The following is a 25367-nucleotide window of genomic DNA, read 5'->3' as shown; positions in this document are numbered from 1 at the left end:
ACGATTTTTACGACTTTTATGCCATGGTGCACGGTCAGCAGCCGCAGCCGCAGCCGCAGCCGCAGCCGCAGCCGCAGCCGCGGGTCGGCCAGGTCCCGGAAGCAGCGATCCAACCGGCCGGTACGGATCAGCGCGGTGACCGTCGTGCCGGTGCCCTCGAAAAGCCGGTGCTGCGACCGCAGCGACAGGTGGTGCGCCTCCGCCGCGGCCGCGGGGTCAGCGCCGGATCGTCCAGCCGGTGCCGGATGAACGCCTCGACCCGGGCCCGCAGCCCGGTGACCCGCACCTCGACCGGCAGCTCCCGCCCGGCGTCCAGCCGCCGGGCCAGCGTGCCGGCGATCAGGTCCAGGGCGATCCGGCCGAGCCGGTGCGCGTCGCCCGGCGCGTACTGCTCGGGGTGCGCCATGATCCGCCGCAGGAAACCGGCGAGCAGCGCGCCCATCCCTCGGTCGGCGGGAATGTCCGCACCGAGCAGCGCGGCCGCCCGGCGCGCGGGCAGCGGCAGCGCCGTGCGGTAGCAGGACGGTCAGCGTCTCCACCGGTCCCGCGCCCGCCCGGTCCGGCCGGTGGTGGGAGCTGTGCGGCCGGACGGTGTCGACGAGGGCGAAGCCGGCCGGGTCGAGCCGGCCGGTCCGGCGGCCCTGCGACATCATCCCGTGTCCGGACAGCGGCAGGGCGAGCTGGTAGCGGTCCGGGTCGGTGCTGTTGATCATCCGCGCGGTCCGGGTGAAGTCCAGCGACGGGTGGCGCCAGGCGCCGAGGCGCACCACACCGAGGTCGACCGCCCGGGCCGAGGCGGTGAAGTCGTCCGCGTGCGCGCTGTCGATCCGGGCGGCCACCGACTCGCGGGCCACCAGGTCCTGCCAGAAGTCGAACCGCTCCGCCGGCGGCAACCACGCGGTGTCGACCGAGGCCACGGCGAGGATGAGCCTCACCTCCCCGGTGCCCGCGGTCCGGCGCCGCGCCGCCAGCCGAGACTAACCACGCCACGCCACGCCGCCCCGCCCCGCCCCGGGAGGGCTGCGTACCCCGGTCGGCCGCCGCGCGCCGGTGCCGCCGACCGGGGCGATCGGGGGCGAGGATGGGGAGGTCGCCGACCGGTCCGCCGGTCGATGTGGCACACTCGCGGCTCGGCACGTCTCGATGCCCCGCGTCGATGGGAGGACCGATGGGTCAGTCGCACCGGAGGGTGGCCGCCGGCGCCGCCCTGCTCGCGCTCCTGCCGGCCGCCCTGACCGGCTGCGGTCTCGCCGGCCTGGGCGACTCCGGCAGCGGCTCGGGCTCCGCCGGACAGCAGAAGGCCCCGGCCGAGGAGGCCGCCGCCAAGAGCCGGGAACGGGTGCAGGCGTACCTCGACGCGATGGCCGCCAAGGACGTCGACGCGGGTCGCAGCCAGCTCTGCGCGCCCGCCCAGCCGTCCTTCGACGCCGCCGCCACCGGCCCCAACGGCGACTTTGCCGACCACTTCACGGTCCCGGAGGCCACCATCACCGACGTCCGGTCCGGCGCGCACGGCCAGGAGGTCAGCACGGCCGTGACGGTCGCCGTCGGGTCCCACAAGGCCACCCGGCCGCTGCTGTTCACGGTCACCCGCAGCGGGGCCGACTGGTGCATCGCCGGTGAGACGCCGGGCGGCAACACCCCGGAGCCGGCCGTCACCCCGTGACCCGTCATCCGGGCCGACCTGCGTCCCGCCCGGGTGTGGCGGTCGTCTCCCAGTGGCCGGAACCGTGCCCCTCGGCGGCGGGTCGCCCCGGCGGTCGCCGTACGCTTTCTGTCATGCGCCATGAGTGGCACCAGCTGAGTCACCCCGCGGTGGGCAGCCCGAGCCTGCAGACCAGCCGTCCGACCGCCAACTCCGCCGAGGATGCGGCCCTCGGCCTGGACCGCTGGCGGGACCTGCCCCGCGCGCAGACCCCGCCCTGGCCGGACCCGGTCCAGGTCGCCGAGGTCTGCAAGGTGCTCGACACGGTGCCCTCGGTGGTCGCCCCGTACGAGGTCGACCAGCTCCGGCAGCGCCTCGCGCTGGTCTGCGAGGGCAAGGCGTTCCTGCTCCAGGGCGGCGACTGCGCGGAGACCTTCGCCGACAACACCGAAAGCCACCTGCTGGCCAACGCCCGCACCCTGCTGCAGATGGCGATCGTGCTGACCTACGGCGCGTCCCTGCCGGTGGTGAAGGTGGCCCGGGTCGCCGGCCAGTACACCAAGCCCCGGTCGCTGCCGACCGACGCGCGCGGGCTCCCCGCGTACCGCGGCGACATGATCAACTCGCTGGAGACCACGCCGGAGGCGCGGGTCGCCGACCCGCAACGGATGATCCGGGCGTACGCCAACTCGGCCGCCGCGATGAACATGCTCCGCGCGTACCTGGCCGGCGGGCTGGCCGACCTGCACGCGGTGCACGACTGGAACAAGGACTTCGTCCGGCAGTCGCCGGCCGGCGAGCGCTACGAGGCGATCGCCCGGGAGATCGACCGGGCCATCGCGTTCATTCGGGCCTGCGGGATGACCGACGACGAGGCGCTGCGGACGGTCACCCTCTACTGCTCCCACGAGGCCCTCGCGCTGGAGTACGACCGCGCGCTCACCCGGATCTCCGGCAACCGGGCGTACGGCCTCTCCGGGCACTTCCTCTGGATCGGCGAACGCACCCGGCAGATCGACGGCGCGCACATCGACTACATCTCCCGGATCGCCAACCCGATCGGCGTCAAGCTCGGCCCGACCACCACCCCGGACGAGGCCATCGAGCTGTGCGAGAAGCTCAACCCGGACAACATCCCCGGCCGGCTCACCCTGATCAGCCGGATGGGCAACCACCGGGTGCGGGACGCACTGCCGCCGATCGTCGCCAAGGTCACCGCAGCCGGCGCCAAGGTGGTCTGGCAGTGCGACCCGATGCACGGCAACACCCACGAGTCCTCGAACGGCTACAAGACGCGGCACTTCGACCGGATCGTCGACGAGGTGCTCGGCTACTTCGAGGTGCACCGCGGCCTGGACACCCACCCGGGCGGCCTGCACGTGGAGCTGACCGGCGAGGACGTCACCGAGTGCCTCGGCGGCGCGCAGGGCATCGAGGACCTCGACCTGCCCGATCGGTACGAGACCGCCTGCGACCCGCGACTGAACACCCAGCAGTCGCTGGAGCTGGCCTTCCTGGTGGCGGAGATGCTCCGTGGCTGACGCGGGGAGTGAGCTTGCGAGCCCCGCAGTCGGCAGCCGAAGGGATGACAGTGGCTGACGCGGGGAGTGAGCTTGCGAGCCCCGCAGCCGGTAGCCGAAGGGATGACAGTGGCTGACGACATGATCGACCTGCGGTCCGACACGGTGACCCGGCCCACCGCCGGGATGCGGGAGGCCATGGCCACCGCCGACGTCGGCGACGACGTGTATGGCGAGGACCCTACCGTCGCCACCCTGGAGGCCGAGGTCGCCGCGCTCTTCGGGCACGAAGCGGCGCTGTTCGCCCCGACCGGCTCGATGGCCAACCAGATCGCCCTCCAGTTGCTCGTGCCGCCCGGGGAGGAGTTGCTCTGCGACGCCGACGCGCACGTCGTCACGTACGAGATCGGCGCGGCGGCGGCGTACGGGGGAATCTCGTCGCGGACCTGGCCGGCGGTCGGCGCGGAGCTCGACCCGGACGTGGTCGCCGGGATGATCCGTCCCGACGGCTACTTCGCAGTGCCCACCCGGGCGATCGCCGTGGAGCAGACCCACAACCGGGGCGGCGGTGGGGTGATCCCCCTGGCGACGCTGCGCGACCTGCGCCGGATCGCCGACGACCACGACCTGGCCCTGCACTGCGACGGCGCCCGGATCTGGCACGCGCACGTCGCCGACGGGGTGCCGCTGGCCGAGTACGGCGCGCTCTTCGACACCCTGTCGGTCTGTCTCTCCAAGGGCCTCGGCGCCCCGGTCGGTTCGCTGGTCGTGGGCAGTGCGGAGAGGATCGCCCGGGCCCGGTTCGTCCGCAAGCGGATGGGCGGCGGCATGCGGCAGGTCGGCGTCCTCGCCGCCGCCGGCCGGTACGCCCTGGCGCACCACGTCGAGCGGCTCGCCGAGGACCACGCCAAGGCGGCCCGGCTGGCCGAGGCGGTCGCCCCGTTCGGGGTGCTCGCCGCGCCGGTGCGGACCAACATCGTCCCGCTCGACCTGACCAAGCATCCGCTCGACGCGAAGGCCCTCGCTGCCGCCGCGCGGGCGGAGGGCCTGCTGATCTCGGTGCTCGGCCCGCGTACCGCCCGTCTGGTTACCCACCTCGACGTGTCGGACACCCAGGTCGACCGCGCCGCCGACCTGCTCACCCGCATCCTCCGCGCCTGACCGGAGCTTGTTGATCAAGGAGTTTGCGTCAGAATCCGCGTGCCGGCTGACCCAAACTCCTTGATCAACTCGGCGTGGCGCGGCCCGGCCTGGCGTGGCGCGGCCTGGCGCGGTGCGGCCTGGCCTGGCGCGGCCTGGCGCGGTGCGGGGTGGTCCGGGTGGGGTGGTGGGTGGGGCCGGGTCAGGGGTGGAGGCGCTTGAGGACGGCGATGTCGGCGGCGTGCCCGACGTGCTTCTCCGAGGGGGTCTCCACCAGGACCGGGACGCCCGCCGTGGTGGGGTGGCGCATCAGCTCGGCGAACGCCGGCTCGCCGATGGTGCCCTTGCCGATGTTCTCGTGCCGGTCCCGGGTCGAGCCGCACAGGTCCTTCGAGTCGTTCGCGTGCACCAGCTTCAACCGGTCCGGGCCGACCGTGGCGACCAGGGTGTCCAGCGTCGCCGTCATCCCGCCCTCGGCGGCCAGGTCGTGCCCGGCGGCCCACGCGTGGCAGGTGTCGAAGCAGACGCCCATCATCGGGTGCCGCTCGACCGCGTCCAGATAGGGGCCCAGGTGCTCGACCCGGGAGGCCAGCGACCGGCCGCCCCCGGCGCTCGGCTCCACCAGCAGCATCGGGCCGCCGGCCGCCGCGGTCTCGTCCAGCAGCGGCAGCAGGGCCTCGCGTACCTGCCGCATCGCCGCCTCGGCGTGCCCGGCGTCCACCGCGCTGCCCGCGTGGAAGACCACCCCCTCGGCGCCGATCGCCCGGCCCCGGCGTAGCGCGTGCGCCAGGGTCTGCGCCGACCGCTCGACCGTCGCCGGGGTGGGGGAGCCGAGGTTGACCAGCAGCGAGGCATGGATGAAGACGGGCACCCCGCGCTCGCCGCAGCCGTCCCGGAACAGCGCGTCCTGCGCCGGGTCGCCGGCTGGCAGGGCCCAGCCCCGCGAGTTGGCGACGTAGACCTGCACCACCTCGGAGGCGGCCGCGTCGACGTACGGCAGCGCCGCCTTGGCCAGGCCGCCGGAGGTGGGGGTGTGCGAACCGACCCGCCGGCGCGCGCTCACCGGGCTCACAGGCAGGTCACCGTGACGGTGGTGCCGGGGGGCACCGGAGTGTTCTCGCCCGGGTTCTGGAAGCGGGCCGTCCCGTTCGGGTTGAGCTGGACGTTGACCGGGAAGCCCTGGCTCTCCAGCACCTGCTTCGCCTGCTGGCAGGGCATGTCGACGACCCGGGGGACGACCACCTGCGCCGGCCCCTTGCTGATCTCCAACTTGACCTGGGTGCCCTTCTCCACGCCGGCGCCGTCGGCCGGGCTCTGGCCGAGGACCTCGTCCCTGGGCTTGTCCGAGTCCTTGTACGCCTCGACCGGGGTCAGCCCGAGCTGGGCGAGGAGATTCCGCGCCTCGTTGATGTTCTTGCCGACCAGGTTCGGCACGCTGATCGGGGCCCGGCCCTTGCTCAGCACCAGCGTCACCTTCGCGCCGGGCTTGACCACCGTGCCCGTTTTCGGGTTGGTCTCCAGCACCACGCCGGCCGGGAGCGCGTCGTCGTACTTGGCGGGGCCCTTCACCGCGACCAGCTTGGCGTCGGTGAGCTGGCTCTTGGCCAGCTCGAAGTCCTGGCCCACCACGTCCGGCACCGACACCTGCTCCGGGCCGAGCGACAGGGTCAGGGTGATCGTGCCGCCCTTGACGATCCGGGCGGCGGAGGTCGGATCCTGCCCCAGCACGCTGTCCTTCGGGACCTTCTCGTCGTAGCGGGGCTCGGCGTACCGGAGGGTGAAGCCGCCCCGGGCGGCCTGTGCCTCCGCCTCGGCCTTGGTCAGGCTGACCAGCTGCGGGGCGACCGTGTACCGCCCCACCCCGAACCACCAGCCGCCGAACGCGGCCATCAGGCCGAGCACCACGGCCGCCGCGGTAACCGCCAGCCGGCCCCGCGGGGAACCCATCACCCGGGTACGCAGCCCGGCCAGCCGGGCACCGACGGTCTCGTCCTCGACGGCGGCCCGGCGCCGGTGCGGGCGCTGCCCACCGGCCTCGGGCAGTCGGGCCCAGGCGGGGCGCTCGGCCGGGCGGACCGCCGCCACCACCATGGTCGGCTGGGCCACCGGCGCCTCGTCCGCCACCCGGCGCAGCACCGTGGTGTGCGAGTTCGAGTTGCCCAGGTCGTCCCGGACCACCTGCAGCTCGGCCAGCAGCGCGCCGGCGTCGGTGGGGCGCGCTCCCGGATCCCGGCGGGTGGCCCGGCCGACCAGGTCGTCGAGGACCTTCGGCAGCCCCGGGACCAGCGTCGACGGGGCGGGTACGTCCCGGTCGACGTGCTGCCAGGCGACCTCCACCGCACGGTCACCGTCGTACGGCACCCGGCCGGTGAGCATCTCGAACAGCACGATTCCGGCCGAGTAGACGTCGGTGCGCGGGTCGGCGCGCCCCTCGGTGACCAGCTCCGGGGCGACGTACGCCACGGTCGCCATCAGCTGGTTGCCGTTCTCCTCGGCGCTCGCCTCGACCGCGCGGGCCAGCCCGAAGTCGGCCACCTTGACCACGCTGTCCACCAGGTTGGCGGGGCCGCCGGTGGGCGCCTCGGCGACCAGCACGTTCTCCGGCTTGACGTCGCGGTGCACCAGACCGGCCCGGTGCGCGGCGGCGATCGCGGCGAGCATCTGCTCGGCGATGGCCAGCGCCTCGGCCGGGTTGAGCCGGCGCCGCTCGGTCAGCACGTCGCGCAGGGTGCGCCCCCGGACGTACTCCATGACCAGGTAGGGGAGGCCGGCGTGGACGCCCTGGTCGTAGACCGCCACCACGTTGGGGTGGGTCAGGCGCGCGATGGTCTTCGCCTCGTCGGTGAACCTCTGCAGGAACCCGGCCATGCGGGCCCGGGCCTCGGGCGCCTGGGTGGGATGAATGATCTTGACCGCCACGGTGCGCTCCAGGCGCTCGTCGGTGGCGGTGTACACGGTCGCCATGCCGCCACGAGCCACGCGACCGCGAATGCGGTAGCGCCCGTCGATCAGCGAGCCCAGCAACGTGTCGGCGACCTGTGTGTCCATCGGCAGGCAGTCTATGTGTCCGTCGGGTGAAGGTTGAACAGGATGCTACAGCCGGGGTGCGACCTGGCGGGCCCGACGCGCACGGCCACCCCTCCGGCCTGGGCAAACCGCCTGGACGGGGTGCCGGTGCCGGATCCGGGCCGGCACGTGGCAGGGTGTTCGGGTGACCGATTCCGTACCCGCCGACCCGGCCGGCGCCGACCTGCCCGGGCCCGCCGACCCGGCCGGCTGGCTGACCCTGCCGGACGTGGCAGAGCGCCTCGACCTCTCGATCAGCAAGGTGCACCAGATGATCCGGGACCGTGAGCTGATCGCGGTGCGCCGCGACGGCGTCCGCCGCGTCCCGGCCGACCTGGTGGCCAACCGCACCGTGCTCAAGCACCTGCCCGGCGTGCTCAACCTGCTCGCCGACGCCGGATACGACGACGAGGCGGCGCTGCGCTGGCTCTACCGGGAGGACCCGACGCTCCCCGGCACGCCTGCCGCCGCCCTCGGCGGCGACCAGGCCCGCGAGATCAAGCGCCGCGCGCAGGCCCTCGGCTTCTGACCCACCCGCCCCACCCGTCCCCGGCGTCGATCATGGGGGTGGCGGCGTCATCGGAGCTCGACTTCGCCGTCAACCTCATGATCCACGGGCGGGGACGGGGTGGTCAGTCGGTGCGGCGGGTGGCGGCGATGGCCAGGTCGACCAGGGCCTGCCGGGCCTCGGTGTCCAGGTCGACGGTGGTCAGGGCGGCCAGCGCGCTCTCGGTCAGCGTGGCGATGCGCCGCTCGGTACGCTCCAGCGCCCCGCTCGCCGTGATCAGCTCGCGTAGCCGGGCCACGCCCGCGGTGTCCAGCTCCGGGTCGCCGAGCCAGCCGAGCAGCAGCTCCCGGCCGGCCTCGTCAACCGCCTCCAGGGCCGCGGCCACCAGGTAGGTCCGCTTGCCCTCGCGCAGGTCGTCGCCGGCCGGCTTGCCGGTGCGCTCCGGGTCCCCGAAGACGCCCAGCACGTCGTCGCGGAGCTGGAACGCCTCGCCCAGCGGCAGCCCGTACGCCGAGTAGGCGGCGTGCACCTCGGCCGGCGCGTCGGCCAGCGCCGCGCCCAGCAGCAGCGGCCGCTCGACCGTGTACTTCGCCGACTTGTAGCGCGCCACCTTGCCGGCGCGTTCCCGCGAGGTGTCCCCGGTGGCCTGGGTCAACACGTCCAGGTACTGCCCGACGGTCACCTCGGTGCGCATCTCGTCGAAGACCGGCCGGGCCCGGGCCACCGTACGCGGGTCGAGGCCGGCCGAGTGCAGCACCTCGTCCGACCAGACCAGGCAGAGGTCGCCGAGCAGGATCGCCGCAGCGTCCCCGAACCCGTCCGGGTCGCCGCCCCAGCCGGCCGCCCGGTGCCGGGCCGCGAACCGCCGGTGCACCGCCGGCTCGCCGCGCCGGGTGTCCGAGCGGTCCATCAGGTCGTCGTGGATCAGGGCGCTGGCCTGCACGAACTCCAACGCCGCCAGGGCGCTCACCACCTGGTCGGAGTCGATCCCGCCGGCACCCCGGTAGCCCCAGTACGCGAAGGCCGGGCGCAGCCGCTTCCCGCCTCCCAGTACGAACGCCTCGATCGCCTCGGCGACCGGCACCAGGCCGTCGTCCACGGCGGTCAGCCAGCCGCGCTGGCCGGCGAGGAACTCGGTGAGCGACTTGTCGATCCGCTGGCGCAGGCCGGCGCGGTCGATGGGGGAGACGGGGGCAGCGTGGGTCACGCCAGAACGCTAGCCGGTCCCGGCCGGTCCCGTCGTGCCGGCGGCTCGGTGTGGCGCGCGGGGCGTGGCCCGGGGCCGCCGTGAGCGGGCTGCCCCGGGCCCGTCGGGTGGCCGGGACGGCAGCCAGGGCCGGGCCACGGCGAGCAGGTCGGCGTACCGCCGGGCCGCCGGCTCGTCGCGGTGCCCGGCCAACCGGCGGCGGACCTCGGTGAGCTGGCCGACAGCCCGGGGCGAGCCGGACCGGACGGCGTCGAGCAGCGTCGACCCGGCCACCGCGCAGGCCGCCTCGACGTCGCCGAGCTGGAGGTGCCCGCGGGCCAGCCAGCCGCCGTAGACCGCCGACCGGCGGGGCCGGCCCCGACCGCCCGCGACCGGCCTCAACAGCGGCACCGCCGGCCCGGGCCGGCCCAGCAGGACCAGGGTGCGACCGGTCAGCGCCGCCAGTTCGGCCGGGTCGAGCCAGTAGAGCCAGGGCGGCTCCCGGCCGGTCGCCGGGCCGCCGGCGCCCGCGGCGGCGTCGAGCGCCTGGCGGGCCGCCCGGGAGCGCCCGCCGAGTGCGGCGGCGAACGCCAGCCGGTGCAGCAGCAGGGCCCGCAACCCGGGCGAGGCCGCGTCGCGGCAGCCCGCGTACCCGGCCCGGGCCAGTGCCAGCGCCCCAGCCGGGTCGCCGACGCCGGCCAGCAGGTGGCTCGCCGAGCCGAGCACGTGCCCGGCGAGGGCCGGATCGGCGGCGGCCACCGCCGCGCGCAGCGCCAGCCGGTAGGCGTCCAGGGCGCCGGTCACCTCCCCGGCGTCGGCGGCGAGCCAGCCGGCGAGCTGAGCGGACTCGGCCAGCGCCGGCAGCAGTCGGCGGCGGCCGGCCGGCCCGGCGACCCGGTAGCCCCGGACCGCGCGGCGCAGCCGGCGGGCACCGTGCCCGGCCAGGTCCGCCCCGCCCAGCAGGTCGTCCCAGCCGCGCAGCTCGGCCAGGTCGGGCGGCACGCCCGGATCCGACCCGGGGTCCGGAGGCGGGTCGTCCGGCGCCACCGGGGCGGCGAGCGGCCCGCCGAGCGTCGCGCCGGACGGGTCGGCCGACCAGCGGTGCGCCAGGGTGAGCAGGGCGGCCCGCGACCGGGCGGCGGCCGGGCCGACCGCCGCCGGCACCACCCCCAGCCGGCGGCTGTGCGTCGCCGCGCCGGCGAGCAGCCCACCGGGCACCCCGAGGACCACCGCGAGCCAGCCCAGCCAGAAGTCGCCGGGAAGCCGCCGTTGGCGCTCCCACCGGGAGACCTCGTGCCGGGTCAGGGTGGGCACGCCGGAGGTGGCGCAGAGCGCCGCCGCGAGTCGCTGCTGGCTCCAGCCGCGCGCGGACCGCAGCTCGGCCAGGAGCGGCCCGAGCGGGCGCGGGTCTGGGGGCGGGAACGGGCTCATCGGGCCTCCGGAGGGCGTCGCGCCGGTGACGACGCCCGGCCCTGCCGGACCGGCGCGCCGCCGATCGTGCTGACCCCCGCGCGGGCCCCCGGGACGCCGGCCGCCGGCCGGCCGCCGGCCGGTCCCACCGCGCTGCCCCGTTTCTACCCCCGGGGTACGACGCTCCGCCGCGTCGTGTTCGCTGGCTGGGAAGATCCTGGGTACGGCGGGACGTGGCGACTACAGTCGGGGCGTGGCGCTCGGTCTTCCCTCCGTCCTCCCCAACCCGCAGCCGGCGATCGGGGAGCTGATCCGTGACGGCCAGCCGACCTTCTCCTTCGAGTTCTTCCCGCCGAAGACCCCGCAGGGGGAGCGCCTGCTCTGGCAGGCCATCCGCGAGCTGGAGTCGCTGCGCCCCTCGTTCGTCTCGATCACCTACGGCGCGGGCGGCTCGACCCGGGACACCACGGTTTCGGTGACCGAGCGGATCGCCACCGAGACCACCCTGCTGCCGATGGCGCACCTGACCGCCGTCAACCACTCGGTCGCCGAGCTGCGGCACGTCATCGGCCGGCTGGCCTCGGTCGGCGTCCGCAACGTGCTGGCCGTCCGCGGTGACCCGCCGGGCAACCCGGGCGGCGAGTGGGTCCAGCACCCGCAGGGGGTGCGCTACGCCGAGGAGCTGGTCCGGCTGATCCGCGACGCCGGCGACTTCAGCGTCGGGGTGGCCGCCTTCCCCTACAAGCACCCGCGTTCCCCGGACGTGGCCAGCGACACGGCGCACTTCGTCCGCAAGTGCCGGGCGGGGGCCCAGTTCGCCATCACCCAGATGTTCTTCGACGCCGACGACTACCTGCGGCTGCGGGACCGGGTGGTGGCGGCCGGCTGCGACACCCCGATCCTGGCCGGGGTGATGCCGGTGACCCAGCTGGGCACCATCGAGCGGTCCGTACAGCTGTCCGGGGCGCCGTTCCCGCCCGCGCTCGCCGAGCGGTTCGAGCGGGTGGCCGACGACCCGGAGGCGGTCCGGCGGCTCGGCATCGAGCAGGCCAGCGAGATGTGCGCCAAGCTGCTGGACGAGGGCGTGCCGGGGATCCACTTCATCACCCTCAACCGGTCCACCGCCACCCGTGAGGTCTGGCAGCACCTGCGGGCCGACGCGCGGGTGTGAGCGCCCGGCCCACGACACCCGCACCACCCTTCTACGGTTGACCCGTGGTGGGCACACAGCTGAACTGGGACCAGTACGCGACCGCGTGGGCGCGGCTGCACGGCGGCTTCGATCCCCGGGCGGCGGCGCCGGTGGTCCGCGCCTGGCTGCGTTTCGCCTACCACGTCGGCTACATCCTGGGCCGGCTGCGGATCGGCCCGACCGCGGTGACCGTGGTCGGGGTGCTGCTCTGCCTCTGCGTACCGCTGCTGGCCGGGCGGGCCGGCGACGGGCCGATGCTCGGCGCGCTGTTCGTGCTGCTCGCCGCCGTGGCGGACAGCGTCGACGGCGCGGTGGCGGTGGTCACCAACCGCACCACCCGGCTCGGCTACGTCTACGACTCGGTCGCGGACCGGCTCGGCGAGGCCGCCTGGCTGACCGCGTTCTGGCTGCTCGGCGCGCCGGGCGCGCTGGTCGCCGCGGCCGGCGGGCTGTCCTGGCTGCACGAGTACGTGCGGGCCAGGGCGGTCTCGGCGGGGATGCGGGAGATCGGCGCGGTCACCGTGGGGGAGCGCCCCACCCGGGTCTGCGTGGCCCTGGTCGGGCTGCTGGTCGCCGGCCTCACCGGGCTGATCGACGTCGACCTGACCGCCGGCACCATCACCATGGCGACCACGGTGTGGGTGCTGCTGGCCGGCTTCGGCCTCGGGCAGTTGCTCTCCGCGGTCCGCCGCGCCCTGATCGACGCCGGCTGACCCACGTCCTCGCCTGCCGTGCGCCTACCAGGCCGGGCCGATCTCGTCGGCGACGATCTGCGCCGAGATGGTCACCATGGGCAGGCCGCCGCCCGGGTGGGTGGACCCGCCGACCAGCCACAACCCGGCCGCCGGCCCCCGGTTGGCCGGGCGGAGCAGGCCGCCCGCCGTGCCGTAGATGGCCCCGCCCGGGGCGCCCGTGGCGGTGCCCAGGTCGGCCGGGGTGCGGATCTCCCGGAACACGAGCCGGTCCCGGACGTCCACGCCCCGCTCGGCGAGCACGTCGAGGATCCGGTCGGCGTACGCCTCGGCCAGCCCCGGCCGGCGCCAGTCGACCGCGCCCGCGGCGGTGCCGTGGCGCGCGGCGTTGACCAGCACGAACCACGCCTCGTGCCCGTCCGGGCGGACCGTCGGGTCGTCGGCCACGGTGACGAAGACCGTCGGGTCGAGGGCCGGCCGGGCCCGCACGCCCCGCCCCGGGTCGCCGAAGACCGCGTCGAACTCGGCGTCGTAGTCGCGCGGGAAGAAGACGTTGTGGTGGGCCAGCCCGGAATCCCCGCGTACGCCGAGCAGCAGCACGAAGCCGGCCAGGCTCCGGTCGGCCAGCCCGGCCAGCCGGCGCGGGCTGGGCAGCAGGTCCCGGTAGAGGGTGAGCGCGTCCACGTTGGCCACCACCACGTCGGCCGGGACCGGGGCGGCCACCCCGGCCAGCCGTACCCCGTGCACCCGGCCGCCGGTGGCGTCGATGCGGGTGACCGTGGTGCCGGTCTGCACCACCACACCCAGGTCCAGGCAGCGGGAGAGCAGCGCGTCGGCGAGCGTGCCCAGCCCGCCGCGCAGGTACCAGCCGCCGAAGGCCAGTTCGGCGTAGGGGACGGCGACCAGGGCGGCCGGCGCGCGACGCGGGTCCGCGCCGGTGTAGGTGGCGTACCGGTCGAGCAGCATCCGCAGCCGCGGGTCGGACAGGTGGCTGCGGCCCAGGCCGCGCAGGGTGCGACCGGGCCCGATGGCGGCGAGGTCGCCGAGCCGCCAGGCCAGCGCGGCCAGGTCCCGGGGGGAGTCGATGGCCCGGCCCAGGATGTCCCGGTGGGATGCCGCCCAGACCCGGGTGGCCCGCCGCCAGAGCCGCTGCCAGTCGGCGGCGGCCCGGTCGCCGAGGGCCGCGCCGATCCGCGTGGCGAACTCGGCCGGGTCGGCGCAGGAGTCCAGGGTGGGTCCGCCGTCGGGGAAGACGTGCCGGACGATCGGGTCCAGCGGCACCAGGTCCAGGTACTCGTCGAGCTTCGCCCCGGTCGCCTCGAACAGGTCGTGGAAGACCTGGGGCAGGGTGACCAGGCTGGGCCCGGTGTCGAACCGGTAGCTCCCCTGCGGGGTGTCGTGCGCGTACCGGCCGAGCTTGCCACCGACCGTGTCGGCCCGTTCGAAGACGGTGACCTCGTGTCCGGTGACCGCCAGCCGGGCGGCGGCGGCCAGCCCGCCCACGCCGGCGCCGACGACCACGATCCGCGCCATGCCGTGCCCCTCCTAGCTGACCGGGCGACCCCGCCAGGTGAGCCGGCGTCGCTTCCGCAGATGGTACGACCGCAGAATCAACCAACCGAGGACCACGATGGATACGGGGTGTGCCAGCGCGTCGGGCCACGCACGCCCGCCGGTGGCCCGGGCGGTGACGAGCCGCCCGGCGACGCCCAGCAGCCAGGCCAGCGCCGCGAGGGCGGCCACGGCCCGCGCCCCGGCGGCCAGTGCCACCCCGGCCACCAGCGGGGGAGCGGTGTAGAGCAGGAGCAGCAGGGCGACCACCACGGCGGCGGCGACCGGGTGGCCGAACGAGGCCCACAGCGACTTGGTGTAGCCGTCACGCAGCTGCGGCCAGCTCTCGTACATCCGGCAGGCGGCCAGCCGGGAACCGTCGGCCAGGGCGACCCGGCCGCCCGCGCGCTTGACCGTTCGGGCCAGCTCGATGTCCTCCAGGACCCGGTCGGCCACCGCCGCGTGCCCGCCGGCCCGCAGGTAGCCGGCCCGGTCCACGACCAGGAACTGCCCACCCGCCGCGGCGAGCGACGGCCGGGACGAACGTTCCATCGCGCGCAGCGGCAGGAAGGTCAGCCACAGCCACTGCAGCAGCGGCTGCACCAACCGGTCGGCCGCCGTCCGCGTCAGGATCCGGGGGTACGGCGACAGCAGCGTCGCGTCCGCCGCGCGCAGCTCGGCCACCGCCGCCGCCACCGCGTACGGGGTGAGCACCACGTCGGCGTCGACGAAGGCGAGCACGGTCGGGGCCGGACCGGTCCGGGTGGCCAGCTGCCAGCAGGCGTGCGGCTTGCCCAGCCAGCCGGGCGGCGGGGGGACCCCGGTGAGCAGGGTGAGCCGGGGGTCGTCGCCGGCCACCGCGCAAACCACGTCGGCGGTGCCGTCGGTCGAGCCGTCGTCGAGCACCACGATCCGCAGGTCGGGTACGCCCCGCTGGGCGAGCAGCGCGCGCAGGCAGGGGGTCACCCGGGCGGCCTCGTCGCGCAGCGGCAGCAGCACCGCCACCGCCTCGGCCACCTCGACCGGGTCGGCGGCGGGTCGGCGCAGCCAGCGGGTGGCGTTGACCAGCGTGTGCACGGTGAGCGCGGCGACGGCCGTGACCAGGACGAGGACGGGGATCATGCCGGGGCGTCGACCCGGGGAGCCGGCTCCGGGACGCGGCGGGCGGCGCCGGCGCGGCGGGCGCGCCACAGCGTCACGGCCAGCGGCACGGCGGCCACCGCCATGCCGGCCGCGCCCCAGAGCGCCGAGGCGGGCAGCCGGAGGAAGAGCGCGTGCGCCAGCACGCTGGAGGCGTACGTCCACAGGTAGAGCGCGAACATCGGCGCGTCCCGCCCGTCGGTGCGGTCGACGGCCGGCCCGGCGAGCGGGCGCAGCGCGGCCGTCAGCAGCACCGCGAAGAGCAGCCAGCCGAGGTAGTTGCGGGCCGGGATGCCGGGCAGGCCGGGCAACGCCGGAACGGCGTCCCGCCAGACCCAGTAGCCCTCGGCCACCATCTGCGGGTCGAGGAAGAGGTCCCAGGCGGCCAGCCCGACCGCCGCGAGGGCGATCCGGCCGAGGCGGCCCACCCACCCGGGTGCCGCCCGGTCTCCGGCCGGTCCGGGGGCGGCCGCGGTCAGCCGGACCGCGGTGAGCCAGGCCGGCCAGGCCATCCAGGTCCACGCGAGGGGGATGATCAGCGGCACCCCGGCGAGCTTCGGGCCGAGTTCGCCGGAGTATTCGTAGCTGCCGAACGGGACACCGGTGGCCACGCCCAGCGCCTCCACCGCGAAGCCGCCGCCGGTGGCCACCACGACCAGCGCGAGCGCGGTACGCGTACCCCGGCTGAGCAGGGCGTGTCCGACGGAGAGCAGCCAGCCGAGTCCGACCGTGACCACGGTCAGCCCGGCCCGCGTGGCACCGGCGGTGAGCGGGTAGCAGATCTGGGTGAGGACCAGGACGGCCAGCACCGCCCAGGGCAGCCGGCGCCGGATCACGGCGAGGCCGGGCCGGGGCCCGGTGGGGGCAGCGGCAGGTCCCGGCCGAGCACCCCGAACGGCCGTTCGTCGCCGGGGAAGTGGAAGTGGCGCAGGATGTCGACGAAGCCGAACCGGCGGTACAGCCGCCAGGCGCGGGAGCGCTGCTCGTCCGCCTCGGGGGTGGAGAGCAGCGTGGTGGTCCCCTCCGCCATGGTGAGCAGGGCCCGCAGCTGGCCGGCGCCGAGACCGTGGCCCTGCGCGGGCGGCCGGACGTGCAGCTCCACCACCTCGAAGCAGTGGGCCAGCCAGCGCCGCCTGGCCGCGGTGTCCAGCGCCCGGTGCACCTGGTCGTGCCACCACTGGCCGGCGGCGCCGAGGTAGCCGTACCCGAAGCCGGCCAGGTGTCCCTCGGCGGTGAGGCTGGCGACGGCGCGGAAGCCGGGCCGGCGGACGTGGGTGGCGATGTAGCCGCGGCGTGCCTCCAGCAGGTCGGCGCGGTAGCCCATCGCCTCGCCGTAGACGGCCACCACGTCGTCCAGCCGTCGGACCAGATCGTCCGGCGTCCAGCGCACCAACCTCATTCGGGTCCTCTCGCCGTTTCCCGGCCGTCCTCTGCCGCCCAGCCCAGCACCGCCCGGTCGCCGATCACGTCACGTACCGCGAACCGGGCGAACAGCTCCTCCGCGTACCACCCCTCGGTGGGGGTCCGGGTGATCGCGGCGCGGTGCTCGGGCTGACGGTACGCGAACGCGACCAGGTCCGTCGGGTCGCGCCACACACTCACCGTGCCCTGCCAGCCCAGCGGGGCCTCGCCGACGCCGAAGCGGGCGAGCAGCCCGGGCGCGGCGCGCAGGGCCGCGGCGACCGGCGGGACCGCCCGCCAGAAGGTGACCGCCCGGCGGGTCCGCAGCCGGGCCCGGGTCAGCGCCAGCACGGGACCGTCGACCCGGCCGCCGGACGGCTCCCCGAACGGCCGCCGGCCGGACCACTCGCCCCGGCTGGTCAGCGGGCGCAGCTCCACCCGGACCGCGGCGCGCGCGATCCGGGCCCAGGAGCGTCCGACGGGCGAGGCGTCGAAGCCGGCCGCGGCGGCGGGGGAGTCCCAGACCACCAGGGCGGCCCAGCGGGTCAGGTCGGCGTCGCCCGGGCCGAAGCCGGTGCCGGTCCCGGTGCCGAGCAGCTTGGCGAACCGGACGCCGGGGAGGCGACGCAGCCGCCACGGGTGCGTCGCCATCCGCCGCAGCGCACCGGGCAACGCCGCCCGGGGGATCCGCCACACGTGCAGCGTGACCAGTTCGGGGACAGCGTTCACGCCACCTCGGCCGGGGTGCCGGAGGTGATCCGCAGCAGCTCCGCGTACGTGGTGGGAAAGACCGCCTGCGGCACGCCGCCGGCCGCCCACACCTCGTCGTACGCCGCCAGGGCCGTGTCCACCAGGGTGCGCAGCGGCCCGGGGTGGCCGACCGGGGCGACCCCGCCGATCACCTGCCCGGTGTGCTGCCGGACGAAGTCCGGAGTGGCCCGGCGCAGGTGGGTGACCCCGAGGGACGCGGCGAGCCCGGCCACGTCCACCCGGTGCGCGCCGGAGGTGAGCACCAGCAGCGGCGCGTCGTCGGCGTCGAAGATGAGCGAGTTGGCGATGGCCCCGACCCCGACGCCGAGCGCCTCGGCCGCCGCCGCGGCGGTGTGCACCGCCTCGGGCAGCAGGCGGACCTGGCTCGCCCCGCCGGAACCGTCCCGCGCGCCCGCGTCGTCGAGCGCCCGCTGCACCGCCTGCACGTTCGGGTGTGGCTGCATCCCGCCATTCTCCCCGCTGCGTCTCCGGTCGCCCCACCCGCCCACCGCCGTGTCCCGCCCACCGCCCTCGCCGCCGGCTGTCACCGTCCGCGGGATCCGCCCTGATTCACGGAAAGGGTGCCCATTCCCGCTCGGGAGGCCACTGTTTCCGTGAATCAGGGGGCGGGCTTTCGGTGGGTCAGGGGGCGGCGGGTGGGTCGGGTCAGGAACGGGGTGCGGCGGTGCGGGCGGTGATCAGGGCTTCGATGCCGTCGAGGATGCGGGCCAGGCCGAAGTCGAAGGCCTGGTCGGTGTCGGCGGCGGCGACGGGCGAGTGCAGTGCGGCGGCCAGCGCCGGGAAGCGCTCCTCCCGTCCGCGCACCAGCACGGTGAGCGCGGCCTCCCGGCCCTGCTCGGGTGCGGTGCCGGCCGCCGCGTGCTGGGCCAGGTTGCGGGCGTGTCCGATCAGGAGCACCGCGACGTCGAGCTGCTCGGCCGCGGTCAGGCCGGTGCCGGTGAGGGCCGCGACGACCCGTTCGAGCCAGGTCAGCTCGTTCGGTCCGGGCACCCGCGGGATGATGGTCGCGGCGTGCGCCCAGGGGTGGCGGCGGAAACGGTCGAACATCTGCCGGGTCCAGTCGTCGAGCTGGCCGCGCCAGTCGGCGCCCGCCGGTGGCGGGGGCGGCTCCCCGATCGCCGTCTCCAGCATCAGGGCGACCAGCTCGAGCTTGCCGGGCACGTACCGGTAGAGCGCCATCTTGGTGACGTCCAGCGACTCGGCGACCCGCTGCATGATCAGCCCGTTGAGCCCGTCGGCGTCGGCGATGGCGATGCCGGCCCGGGCGATGGCGTCCAGGGTGAGGGTGGGCCGGGGCCCGCGCCGGGGCCCGGTGGGCGTAACCCACAGCAGCTCGTAGAGCCGTCGTTTGTCGACGCCGCCGTTGTCCATCGGCACCCCTCTTGTCCGCCGGCCGAATGGTCTCTACAGTAATTCTGTATCCGACAGACGCAGTTAGAGGTCGGTCCGGGCCCGCCCACGCGATGCCGGCACCGGCTCGCCGGGAGACCGAGGCCGACCTGCCCGACTACCCGGCCCAACTCCGGGTCGCCGATCGGGAACCGGGCCAGTTCGGGGTGGCCCGGACCTGGCCGGCGGCGTCCACCAGCAGCGCCGCGTACCCGTCCAGGGCGGCCAGCCACGCCGGCGCGTCCGCGCCGCGGGCGACGGCCGCGGTCGCGTACACGTCGGCCCAGAGCAGCTCGGGGCCGACCACGGTGACCGACCGGACGGCCGAGGCCGGCCGACCGGCCCGCGGGTCGGTGATGTGCGCGCCGCGCCGCGCGGTGCCGGAGGTGGCGACGGCGCCGTGCGCCCGCTCGACGACGTCGAGCATCCGTTCGGGGTGGTCGGGGTCCTCGATCCCGACCCGCCAGGCCGGCCGGCCCGGCGCGGTACGCAGCAGCACGTCCCCGCCGGCGTTGAGGCAGAGGTCGTGCCCGGGCAGGTCGGCCAGGTGCCGTGCGGCCCGCTCCACCGCCCACCCCTTGACCAGGCCGGACGGGTCGAAACCGGTGCCGCCGCCGGGCAGCGGCAGGCGCCGTGCGTCGAACCACCCGTCGGTGCGCGCGCGGGCCTCCTCGCAGAGCTCCACCACCTCGCGCAGCACCGGGTCGGCGGTGGCCGGGTCCGGCGGCGCGCCACCGAGGCGGCCCAGCACGCTGTCCGGCCGGTACGTGCTGAACACCGCGTCCAGCTCGCGCAGCTCGGCGAAGGTCCGCTCCACCCGCTCCGCCACCGCGTCGGCGCGTACCTCGGGCCCCCGCAGGTGCACGCTGACCGGCAGCCCCATCACCTGCACCACCCAGGCGCGCCGGTCCAGGTCGGTCGTCAGGTTCATCATTTCCACCCCGTTCACTTCAGGTGCGCGGCGTCGATCGCGGACTGCAGCGACTCCCGGTAGCCGTCACTGGTCACGGTCGCCCCGGAGACGGTGTCGATCTGCGCGCTCTGCGCGGCCAGGGCCTCCTGCCGCAGGATCGGCACCGCGTAGTCGTTGATCTCCTGGTCCCGGTGGTTGCCGTCGGGCACCCGTACCGCCGTGACGTCGGTGATCTTCCCGCCGGAGACCCTGATCCGCACCTGCACCGGCCCCCACCGGGTCTGCGCCACCGACCCGGTGGCCGTCCCGCTGCCGCTCGACGACCCCCCCGACGAGCCGTTCGACGAGCCGGAGCCGGAGCCGGCACCGTCGTCTGTCGCGGTCCAGGAACTGCCGGCCGAGCCGTCCGAGCCGGAGGCGATCGCGCTGGTCTCCCCACCCGCGCCCATGGTGCTGGTCTTGTAGCTGAACAGCAGGACCAGCGCGGCCACCGTGGAGAGCAGCCAGATGGTGATCCGTCGCACGGATCCTCCTTTCGTGCCTGTCACCAGGCGAAGCGTTCGTGGTGGGTGTGCGCGTCGGGGACGCCCGCGGCGCGGGTCGCGGCGCGGGCGGCGTCGACCCAGCCGTCCGGTCCGCAGAGGAAGACGTCGTGGGTGGCGATGCCGGGGGAGAGCCGGTGCAGGGCCTGCGCGTCGGACATCCTCTCGGCGTACGCCGGCAGCCAGCTCGGGCGCGTCGCCCGGGGGCCGACCAGGTAGTGCACGACCAGCCCGCGCTCCGCGGCGAGCCGGTCCAGCTCCGCCCGGAAGGCCAGGTCCTCGGGGGTACGCGCGCGGTAGAGCAGCACGGCCTGGCCGGGGGCGTACGGCAGCTCCCAGAGCAGCGCCAGCAGCGGGGTGATCCCGACCCCGCAGGCCAGCATGGTGATCCCGCCGCCCCGCCAGTGCTGCCCGGTGAGCCGCCCGTACGGTCCCTCGACCAGCACCTTCGTGCCGGGGCGCAGGGTGGTCACCCGCGAGCTGTCGTCGCCGAGGTCCTTGACCGTGATCCGCATCAGGTCCCCGTTCGGCGGCGCCGACAGCGAGTACGGGTGCGCCCGGGACCAGCCGGGACCGTCCAGGAACCGCCAGAGGAGGAACTGCCCGGCCCGGGCGGGCAGCCGGTGCAGGTCGCGTCCGCGCAACCAGATCGAGGTGATCCCGGGTGCCTCGGGGACCACCGCGGCCACCTCGATCCGGTGCCGCAGCGACCGCCAGGCGGGTAGCCCCAGCCGGTAGACCAGCACGCTGGCCAGCGCCAGCAGGTAGACGGTCCACCAGTAGGCGCGGGCCGCCGCCGAGGCGAGGAAGTCGGCGCCGGTCCAGAGCTGATGCGGCAGCGCCAGCGCGATGCCCAGGTACGCGTACAGGTGCAGCAGGTGCCAGGACTCGTAGCGCAGCCGGCGACGCGCCGCCCGTACCGAGGTCACCACCACCAGCACCAGCAGGGCCAGCGCCGCGGTGGCCAGCAGCATCCCCGGGTACGTGACGACCAGGTCCCAGGTCTCGGCCAGCACGTCCTGCCGGGCGGTTCCGGCGTACCCGAGGACGGTCAGCGCCACGTGGGCGAGGAGGAGATTGAAGGAGGTGAAGCCGGCGAGCCGGTGCCAGCGGGCGATCCGGTCCTGGCCGAAGCTCCGTTCGACCAGCGGCACCCGGGCCATCAGCACCACCTGGATGAGCATCAGGTCGGCGCTGACCAGGCCGGCGAGCCGGCCGAGCGAGGTGAGCCCGGTGGCGACGCCGCCCAGCAGCTCCTGCACCCCACGGTCGGCGGTCCAGAGGGCGGTGACGACCAGCAGGCTGAGCACCGCGGCGCTGCCGGCGACGTCGGCCCACCAGCGGGGGACCGTCGGCAGGGTGCGGCGCACGGCCCGCCGGCCGGCCACGGTGGCGGTCACCGGGGGGTCTTCTCGGTACGGCTGACGTTCATGACGTCAACCCTGGAGCGGGGAACTCTGTGCCCCCTTTGCCGATGCTGTGCCCCGGCTGAGAATCCGAATCGCCCTCCGGCGTGTCCCGGCGACGCGCCGGTCCGGCGGTGATCGGCGCGGTGGGCGCGTCACACGTTGCATTTTCGTCGGAGGGGAGGTGTACTGTCGGGGTAGTTAGAACGAGTGTTCGATTCAGTCGTACGCTCGTTCCAACGCCCGGGAGCGGTGTTTCGCGGCGCCGGCTCCCGGGAGGTGCGGTTCCGCGGACCGCACCGGGCTCCGGACAGTCGCGAGTCCGGACCCGTCAGGCAGGATCGTCGCCCGCCGCCCACGACCCCCGGGCGGCGGGCGACGAACCCGCCGGTACGCCGGCCGGGTGTGGTGTGGGGAAGCGTCCACACCCGGCCGGCCCCCATCCGGTGCGTCTTCCTCCGCACCACCCGCTCCGGGCGTCCCTGCCGGCGGATCCGATCCGTCGCGCGGCCCGCCCGCCCCGGCCCACGCGGAGGAGAGACCATGTCGACCAGTCCGGCCCAGGCGCCCACGGTGCCCGCGCACGTGCTGCCGCACCGCACCCCCGCCCAGCTGCTCGTGGTGGCCCGCCACGGGCTGGCCGAGGCGGCCCGGACCCGCCCCGACGGCCTCCGGTACGCCGCCGCCCACCTGGCGGCGCTGCGCGCCGCCGCCGCCCTGCTCGCCGCCCGCGCCCGCCCCGCACCCACCCGGCGCAACCGGATCACCAGTGTCTGGGTGCTGCTCGCCAGCGTCGCCCCCGAGCTCGACGAGTGGGCCGGCTACTTCGCCGCCGGGGCGAGCAAGCGGGCCGCCGCCGAGGCCGGCATCCCCCGGGTGGTAACCGCCCGGGAGGCCGACGACCTGCTCCGCGCCGCCGAGCAGTTCGTGACCGTGGTGGAGACCGCGCTCGGCCTCGCCCACCAGCCGGCGATCGACGGCCTGCACCGGCCCTTCCGGCTCGGCGGGTCGGACGCCACGCCGCGACCCGGAGCAGCCGCCGCCTGAGTCGTGGCGTCCGGCCGCCACCGGCGGGACCCGGGTGGTGGCCGGACGCCGCCCTGCGTCACCCGACGCACTGTTCTGATCCAGCAACCCAGCACCAGCACCTGACGGGGGACGCCCCGCGCGACACGACGGGGGGTAGGTCCGATGGCGGGCCGGATGGTGGTCGGTTCCGCCGCACTGGCCGAGCTGGTACGCCCGGCGAGCGCGCCGGACCCGGCGGGCGGCCACCGGGTACTGCCCGTCCGGCGCGAGCTGACCGGGCTGCTGCCCCACCGCGGGCTGCGGCGCGGCAGCACCATCGCGGTCGGGGTCGGGCAGCCCCGGCGCAGTGGCGGGACGTCACTGATCCTCGCCCTGCTCGCCGAGGCGTCCCGGGCCGGTTCGTGGTGCGCCGTGGTCGGGGTGCCCACCTTCGGGGCGGGCGCGGCGGCCGAGGCCGGGATCGCCCTGGACCGGCTCGCCCTGGTGCCGAATCCCGGCCCCGAGTGGCCCACCGTCGTCGCCGCGCTCATCGACGGGGTGGACGTGGTGGTCACCGCCGTGCCGGCCACGGTCTCCGCCTCCGTCGCCAACCGGCTGGCCGCCCGGGCCCGGCAGCGCGGCAGCGTGCTCGTCCCGTACGGCCGGTGGGACGGCGCGGACGTCACGCTCCAGGTGGTCCGCGGCGTCTGGGAGGGGCTCGGGGCGGGCCGGGGCCGGCTGCGCCGCCGGGAGGTGACCGTCTCGGCGCGCGGGCGGGGCGCCGCCGCCCGTCCCAAGGAGATCAAGGTGTGGCTGCCCGGCGACGAGCTGACCCGGGTCATCCCCCGGCCGGCCGGGGCCGGCGTCGGGGTCGCCGCGCGCCCCGCGCGTACCGCGCCGCTGCGCGTGGTGGCGCCCGCCGACGGATCACGCCGTGGCGCGTTCACCGTGGTCGGACCGGCATGACCGGCGCGCCCGTGCGGACCCTGCTGCTCTGGTGTCCGGACTGGCCGGTCCTCGCCGCCGAGATCGTCGACGGGGTGCCCGCCACCGACCCGGTCGTGGTGCTGCACGCCAACCGGGTGGTCGCCTGCTCCGAGCGGGCCCGCGCCGAGGGCGTACGCCGCGGGCTGCGCCGACGGGAGGCGCAGGGGCGCTGCCCGCAGCTCACCGTCGTCGACCACGATCCCGGCCGGGACGCCCGGGCGTTCGAGCCGGTGGTCGCCGCCGTCGAGGAGGTGGCCGCCGGGGTGGAGGTGCTCCGGCCCGGTGCCTGCGCGCTGGCCGCCCGGGGGCCGAGCCGCTACCTCGGCGGCGAGGAGGCGGCGGCGGCCGAGCGGATCGTCGAGCACGTCGCCCAGACCTGCGCGGTGGAGAGCCAGGTCGGCATCGCCGACGGGGTCTTCGCCGCCGGGTTGGCCGCCCGGGGCGGGCGGATCGTGCCGCCCGGGGAGAGTCCCGGGTTCCTGGCCGCGCTGCCCGTCGAGGCGCTCGGCCGGCCCGCCCTGACCGACCTGCTGCGCCGGCTGGGGGTACGCACCCTCGGCGACTTCGCCGCCCTGCCCGCCGGTGACGTGCTGGCCCGGTTCGGGTTCGACGGGGCGCTGGCCCACCGGCTCGCCGCGGGTCGGGACCACCGGTCGCTCGCGGTCCGGCAGCCGCCGGCCGACCTGACGGTCACCGCCGACTACGACGAGCCGCTCGACCGGGTCGACGCCGCGGCGTTCGCGGCCCGGATGCTGGCCGAGCAACTGCACGAGCGACTCGCCGGGTACGGGTTGGCCTGCACCCGGCTCGGCATCGAGGCGGTCACCGCGCACGGTCAGGAGCTGCACCGGGTCTGGCGGCACGACGGCCTGCTCACCGCCGCGGCCATCGCCGACCGGGTCCGCTGGCAGTTGGACGGCTGGCTCTCCGGCAGCAACGGCCGGGGCGGTGCCCGCCCGACCCGCCCCACCGCCGGGATCATCCGGCTGCGGCTGGTGCCGGACGGGGTGCTCGCCCAGGCCGGCCTGCAACCCGGGCTGTGGGGGGAGACCGGCGAGGAGCGGGAGCGGGCGCACCGCGCGCTGAGCCGGGTACAGGGCATCCTCGGCCCCGAGGCGGTGGTCACCGCCGTGCTCGGTGGCGGACGCTCCCCGGCGGACCAGGTGCGCCTGGTCCCGTGGGGCGACGAGCGCCGCCCCGCCCGCCCCGGCCCGCCGCCCCTGCTGGCCGAGCCTGGCAGCCAGCCCTTGATCCACTCAGGATGGGCGCAAACCGTGGCATCCCCCGCCCCGGACAGCCCGACTCGTCGCAAAGCGAGTGAATCACCAGTGGCGGGGTCGGGTAGGACGGGCGGGGCGGCCGTCCCGCCGTGGCCGGGGCGGCTGCCGCCGCCCGCGCCGGCCGTGGTGCTGCCCACCCCGCTCCTGGCCGCCGTGCACGACGCCGCCGGGGAACCGGTCGCGGTCAGCGCCCGGCTGGCGGTGAGCGCCGCGCCGGCCCGGCTGGTCGTCGGCACCGGCCGTCCGGCCGAGATCGTCGGCTGGGCCGGTCCGTGGCCGGTGGACGAGCGCTGGTGGGCTCCGGCCGAGGCGCGTCGCCGGGCCCGGTTCCAGGTCTGCCTGGCCGACGGCGCCGCCCTGCTGCTCGCGGTCGAGGGCGGCCAGTGGCTGGTGGAGGCGGTCTATGACTGAGCGGGCTGAGCGGCGCGCGACCGTGCCCGGGCGGACGCCTGTCGGGCTGCGCCGTGGCCCGGTCCGCTGGCCACGGTACGCACGACCCGCCGGACGCTACGAACTTGATGGCGCAAACGGATCGCCGCGCCGGATCGCCACCACCGACGACGCCACCATGATCATCATCACCACCACCACCGCCATCCCCACCCCCACCACCGCCATCC

Annotated in this window: 25 protein-coding genes; 10 read left to right on the top strand and 15 right to left on the bottom strand. The window is 75.9% G+C overall.

Features of this window, described 5'->3' with window-relative positions:
* Positions 1 to 827: AraC-like ligand-binding domain-containing protein (locus tag ACL02O_RS27350; RefSeq protein WP_412821040.1), on the bottom strand; the 827-nt coding region annotated here is incomplete at its 3' end.
* Positions 828 to 1168: 341 nt separating this feature from the next.
* Here ACL02O_RS27350 and ACL02O_RS27345 point away from each other — a divergent pair.
* The 3 genes from ACL02O_RS27345 (at position 1169) to ACL02O_RS27335 (ending at position 4326) form a co-directional block, all read left to right on the top strand.
* The gene (locus tag ACL02O_RS27345) at positions 1169 to 1666 is read left to right on the top strand and encodes a hypothetical protein (protein ID WP_412821036.1); all 498 of its coding nucleotides are present in this window, start codon (positions 1169 to 1171) and stop codon (positions 1664 to 1666) included.
* 113 nt (positions 1667 to 1779) lie between these two features.
* Positions 1780 to 3186, top strand: coding sequence for a class II 3-deoxy-7-phosphoheptulonate synthase (locus tag ACL02O_RS27340; protein ID WP_412821035.1), 1407 nt, complete (start codon positions 1780 to 1782; stop codon positions 3184 to 3186).
* A 120-nt stretch (positions 3187 to 3306) separates the two neighbouring features.
* A complete protein-coding gene (locus ACL02O_RS27335; protein WP_412821039.1) occupies positions 3307 to 4326 on the top strand; it encodes a threonine aldolase family protein in 1020 nt (339 codons plus the stop codon).
* Between the two features lie 181 nt (positions 4327 to 4507).
* On the opposite strand, the gene ACL02O_RS27330 is transcribed toward ACL02O_RS27335, so the two are convergent.
* Together ACL02O_RS27330 and pknB are read right to left on the bottom strand one after the other, a co-directional pair.
* Positions 4508 to 5368 carry a deoxyribonuclease IV gene (locus ACL02O_RS27330; protein ID WP_412821038.1) on the bottom strand — a complete coding sequence of 287 codons (861 nt, stop codon included), beginning with the start codon at positions 5366 to 5368 and terminating at the stop codon, positions 4508 to 4510.
* Between the two features lie 5 nt (positions 5369 to 5373).
* The gene (gene pknB / locus ACL02O_RS27325) at positions 5374 to 7353 is read right to left on the bottom strand and encodes a Stk1 family PASTA domain-containing Ser/Thr kinase (protein ID WP_412821034.1); all 1980 of its coding nucleotides are present in this window, start codon (positions 7351 to 7353) and stop codon (positions 5374 to 5376) included.
* A gap of 163 nt (positions 7354 to 7516) precedes the next feature.
* Here pknB and ACL02O_RS27320 point away from each other — a divergent pair, with 163 nt between their 5' ends.
* Complete coding sequence (locus tag ACL02O_RS27320) at positions 7517 to 7900, top strand: Rv2175c family DNA-binding protein (RefSeq protein ID WP_412821033.1); 384 nt, start codon at positions 7517 to 7519, stop codon at positions 7898 to 7900.
* Positions 7901 to 8003: 103 nt separating this feature from the next.
* Here the strand turns inward: ACL02O_RS27320 and ACL02O_RS27315 are convergent, their stop codons facing one another.
* Entirely contained in the window at positions 8004 to 9086 is a 1083-nt protein-coding gene (locus tag ACL02O_RS27315) for a polyprenyl synthetase family protein (RefSeq protein ID WP_412821032.1), read from the bottom strand.
* 9 nt (positions 9087 to 9095) lie between these two features.
* On the bottom strand, positions 9096 to 10496 hold the full coding sequence (locus ACL02O_RS27310; RefSeq protein WP_412821031.1) for a helix-turn-helix domain-containing protein: 1401 nt from the start codon (positions 10494 to 10496) through the stop codon (positions 9096 to 9098).
* A 232-nt stretch (positions 10497 to 10728) separates the two neighbouring features.
* Here ACL02O_RS27310 and metF point away from each other — a divergent pair, with 232 nt between their 5' ends.
* The gene (gene metF, locus ACL02O_RS27305) at positions 10729 to 11646 is read left to right on the top strand and encodes a methylenetetrahydrofolate reductase [NAD(P)H] (RefSeq protein WP_412821030.1); all 918 of its coding nucleotides are present in this window, start codon (positions 10729 to 10731) and stop codon (positions 11644 to 11646) included.
* A 44-nt stretch (positions 11647 to 11690) separates the two neighbouring features.
* Entirely contained in the window at positions 11691 to 12380 is a 690-nt protein-coding gene (locus ACL02O_RS27300; protein WP_412821029.1) for a CDP-alcohol phosphatidyltransferase family protein, read from the top strand.
* 24 nt (positions 12381 to 12404) lie between these two features.
* Here ACL02O_RS27300 and ACL02O_RS27295 read toward each other — a convergent pair whose 3' ends face one another.
* The 10 genes from ACL02O_RS27295 to ACL02O_RS27250 form a co-directional block, all read right to left on the bottom strand.
* On the bottom strand, positions 12405 to 13892 hold the full coding sequence (locus tag ACL02O_RS27295; protein WP_412821028.1) for a phytoene desaturase family protein: 1488 nt from the start codon (positions 13890 to 13892) through the stop codon (positions 12405 to 12407).
* 12 nt (positions 13893 to 13904) lie between these two features.
* Complete coding sequence (locus ACL02O_RS27290; protein ID WP_412821027.1) at positions 13905 to 15032, bottom strand: glycosyltransferase family 2 protein; 1128 nt, start codon at positions 15030 to 15032, stop codon at positions 13905 to 13907.
* A complete protein-coding gene (locus tag ACL02O_RS27285; RefSeq protein ID WP_412821037.1) occupies positions 15029 to 15883 on the bottom strand; it encodes a carotenoid biosynthesis protein in 855 nt (284 codons plus the stop codon). Before ACL02O_RS27285 ends, ACL02O_RS27290 begins: the two co-directional genes overlap by 4 nt.
* Positions 15883 to 16449: a GNAT family N-acetyltransferase gene (locus tag ACL02O_RS27280; RefSeq protein WP_412821026.1), complete on the bottom strand. Its 567-nt coding sequence runs from the start codon at positions 16447 to 16449 to the stop codon at positions 15883 to 15885. The genes ACL02O_RS27285 and ACL02O_RS27280 overlap by 1 nt, the downstream gene beginning before the upstream one ends.
* The gene (locus tag ACL02O_RS27275) at positions 16446 to 17180 is read right to left on the bottom strand and encodes a monooxygenase (RefSeq protein ID WP_412821025.1); all 735 of its coding nucleotides are present in this window, start codon (positions 17178 to 17180) and stop codon (positions 16446 to 16448) included. The genes ACL02O_RS27280 and ACL02O_RS27275 overlap by 4 nt, the downstream gene beginning before the upstream one ends.
* A complete protein-coding gene (locus tag ACL02O_RS27270; RefSeq protein ID WP_412821024.1) occupies positions 17177 to 17665 on the bottom strand; it encodes a YbaK/EbsC family protein in 489 nt (162 codons plus the stop codon). The genes ACL02O_RS27275 and ACL02O_RS27270 overlap by 4 nt, the downstream gene beginning before the upstream one ends.
* Before the next feature lie 202 nt (positions 17666 to 17867).
* Positions 17868 to 18593 (bottom strand): TetR/AcrR family transcriptional regulator C-terminal domain-containing protein, encoded by a 726-nt coding sequence (locus tag ACL02O_RS27265; protein WP_412821023.1) that lies wholly within the window; start codon positions 18591 to 18593, stop codon positions 17868 to 17870.
* Positions 18594 to 18729: 136 nt separating this feature from the next.
* Complete coding sequence (locus ACL02O_RS27260; RefSeq protein WP_412821022.1) at positions 18730 to 19542, bottom strand: FAD:protein FMN transferase; 813 nt, start codon at positions 19540 to 19542, stop codon at positions 18730 to 18732.
* A 14-nt stretch (positions 19543 to 19556) separates the two neighbouring features.
* Entirely contained in the window at positions 19557 to 20048 is a 492-nt protein-coding gene (locus ACL02O_RS27255; protein ID WP_412821021.1) for an FMN-binding protein, read from the bottom strand.
* A 20-nt stretch (positions 20049 to 20068) separates the two neighbouring features.
* A complete protein-coding gene (locus ACL02O_RS27250) occupies positions 20069 to 21466 on the bottom strand; it encodes a ferredoxin reductase family protein (protein ID WP_412821020.1) in 1398 nt (465 codons plus the stop codon).
* A 549-nt stretch (positions 21467 to 22015) separates the two neighbouring features.
* On the opposite strand from ACL02O_RS27250, the gene ACL02O_RS27245 reads away from it, so the two are divergent.
* From ACL02O_RS27245 to ACL02O_RS27230, 4 genes are all read left to right on the top strand, one after another.
* A complete protein-coding gene (locus tag ACL02O_RS27245; RefSeq protein ID WP_412821019.1) occupies positions 22016 to 22519 on the top strand; it encodes an SAV_6107 family HEPN domain-containing protein in 504 nt (167 codons plus the stop codon).
* A 144-nt stretch (positions 22520 to 22663) separates the two neighbouring features.
* Positions 22664 to 23446, top strand: coding sequence for a hypothetical protein (locus ACL02O_RS27240; protein WP_412821018.1), 783 nt, complete (start codon positions 22664 to 22666; stop codon positions 23444 to 23446).
* Entirely contained in the window at positions 23443 to 25158 is a 1716-nt protein-coding gene (locus ACL02O_RS27235) for a DNA polymerase Y family protein (protein WP_412821017.1), read from the top strand. The genes ACL02O_RS27240 and ACL02O_RS27235 overlap by 4 nt, the downstream gene beginning before the upstream one ends.
* The coding region (locus ACL02O_RS27230; protein WP_412821016.1) for a hypothetical protein at positions 25151 to 25367 on the top strand (217 nt) is incomplete at its 3' end. The genes ACL02O_RS27235 and ACL02O_RS27230, both read left to right, overlap by 8 nt.

This window comes from Micromonospora mangrovicola (assembly GCF_047200535.1).
In the GTDB taxonomy this organism is placed as follows: Bacteria; Actinomycetota; Actinomycetes; order Mycobacteriales; family Micromonosporaceae; genus Micromonospora.
Note: the sequence above shows the minus strand (reverse complement) of the source record. Positions and strands in the feature narration are given on the sequence as shown.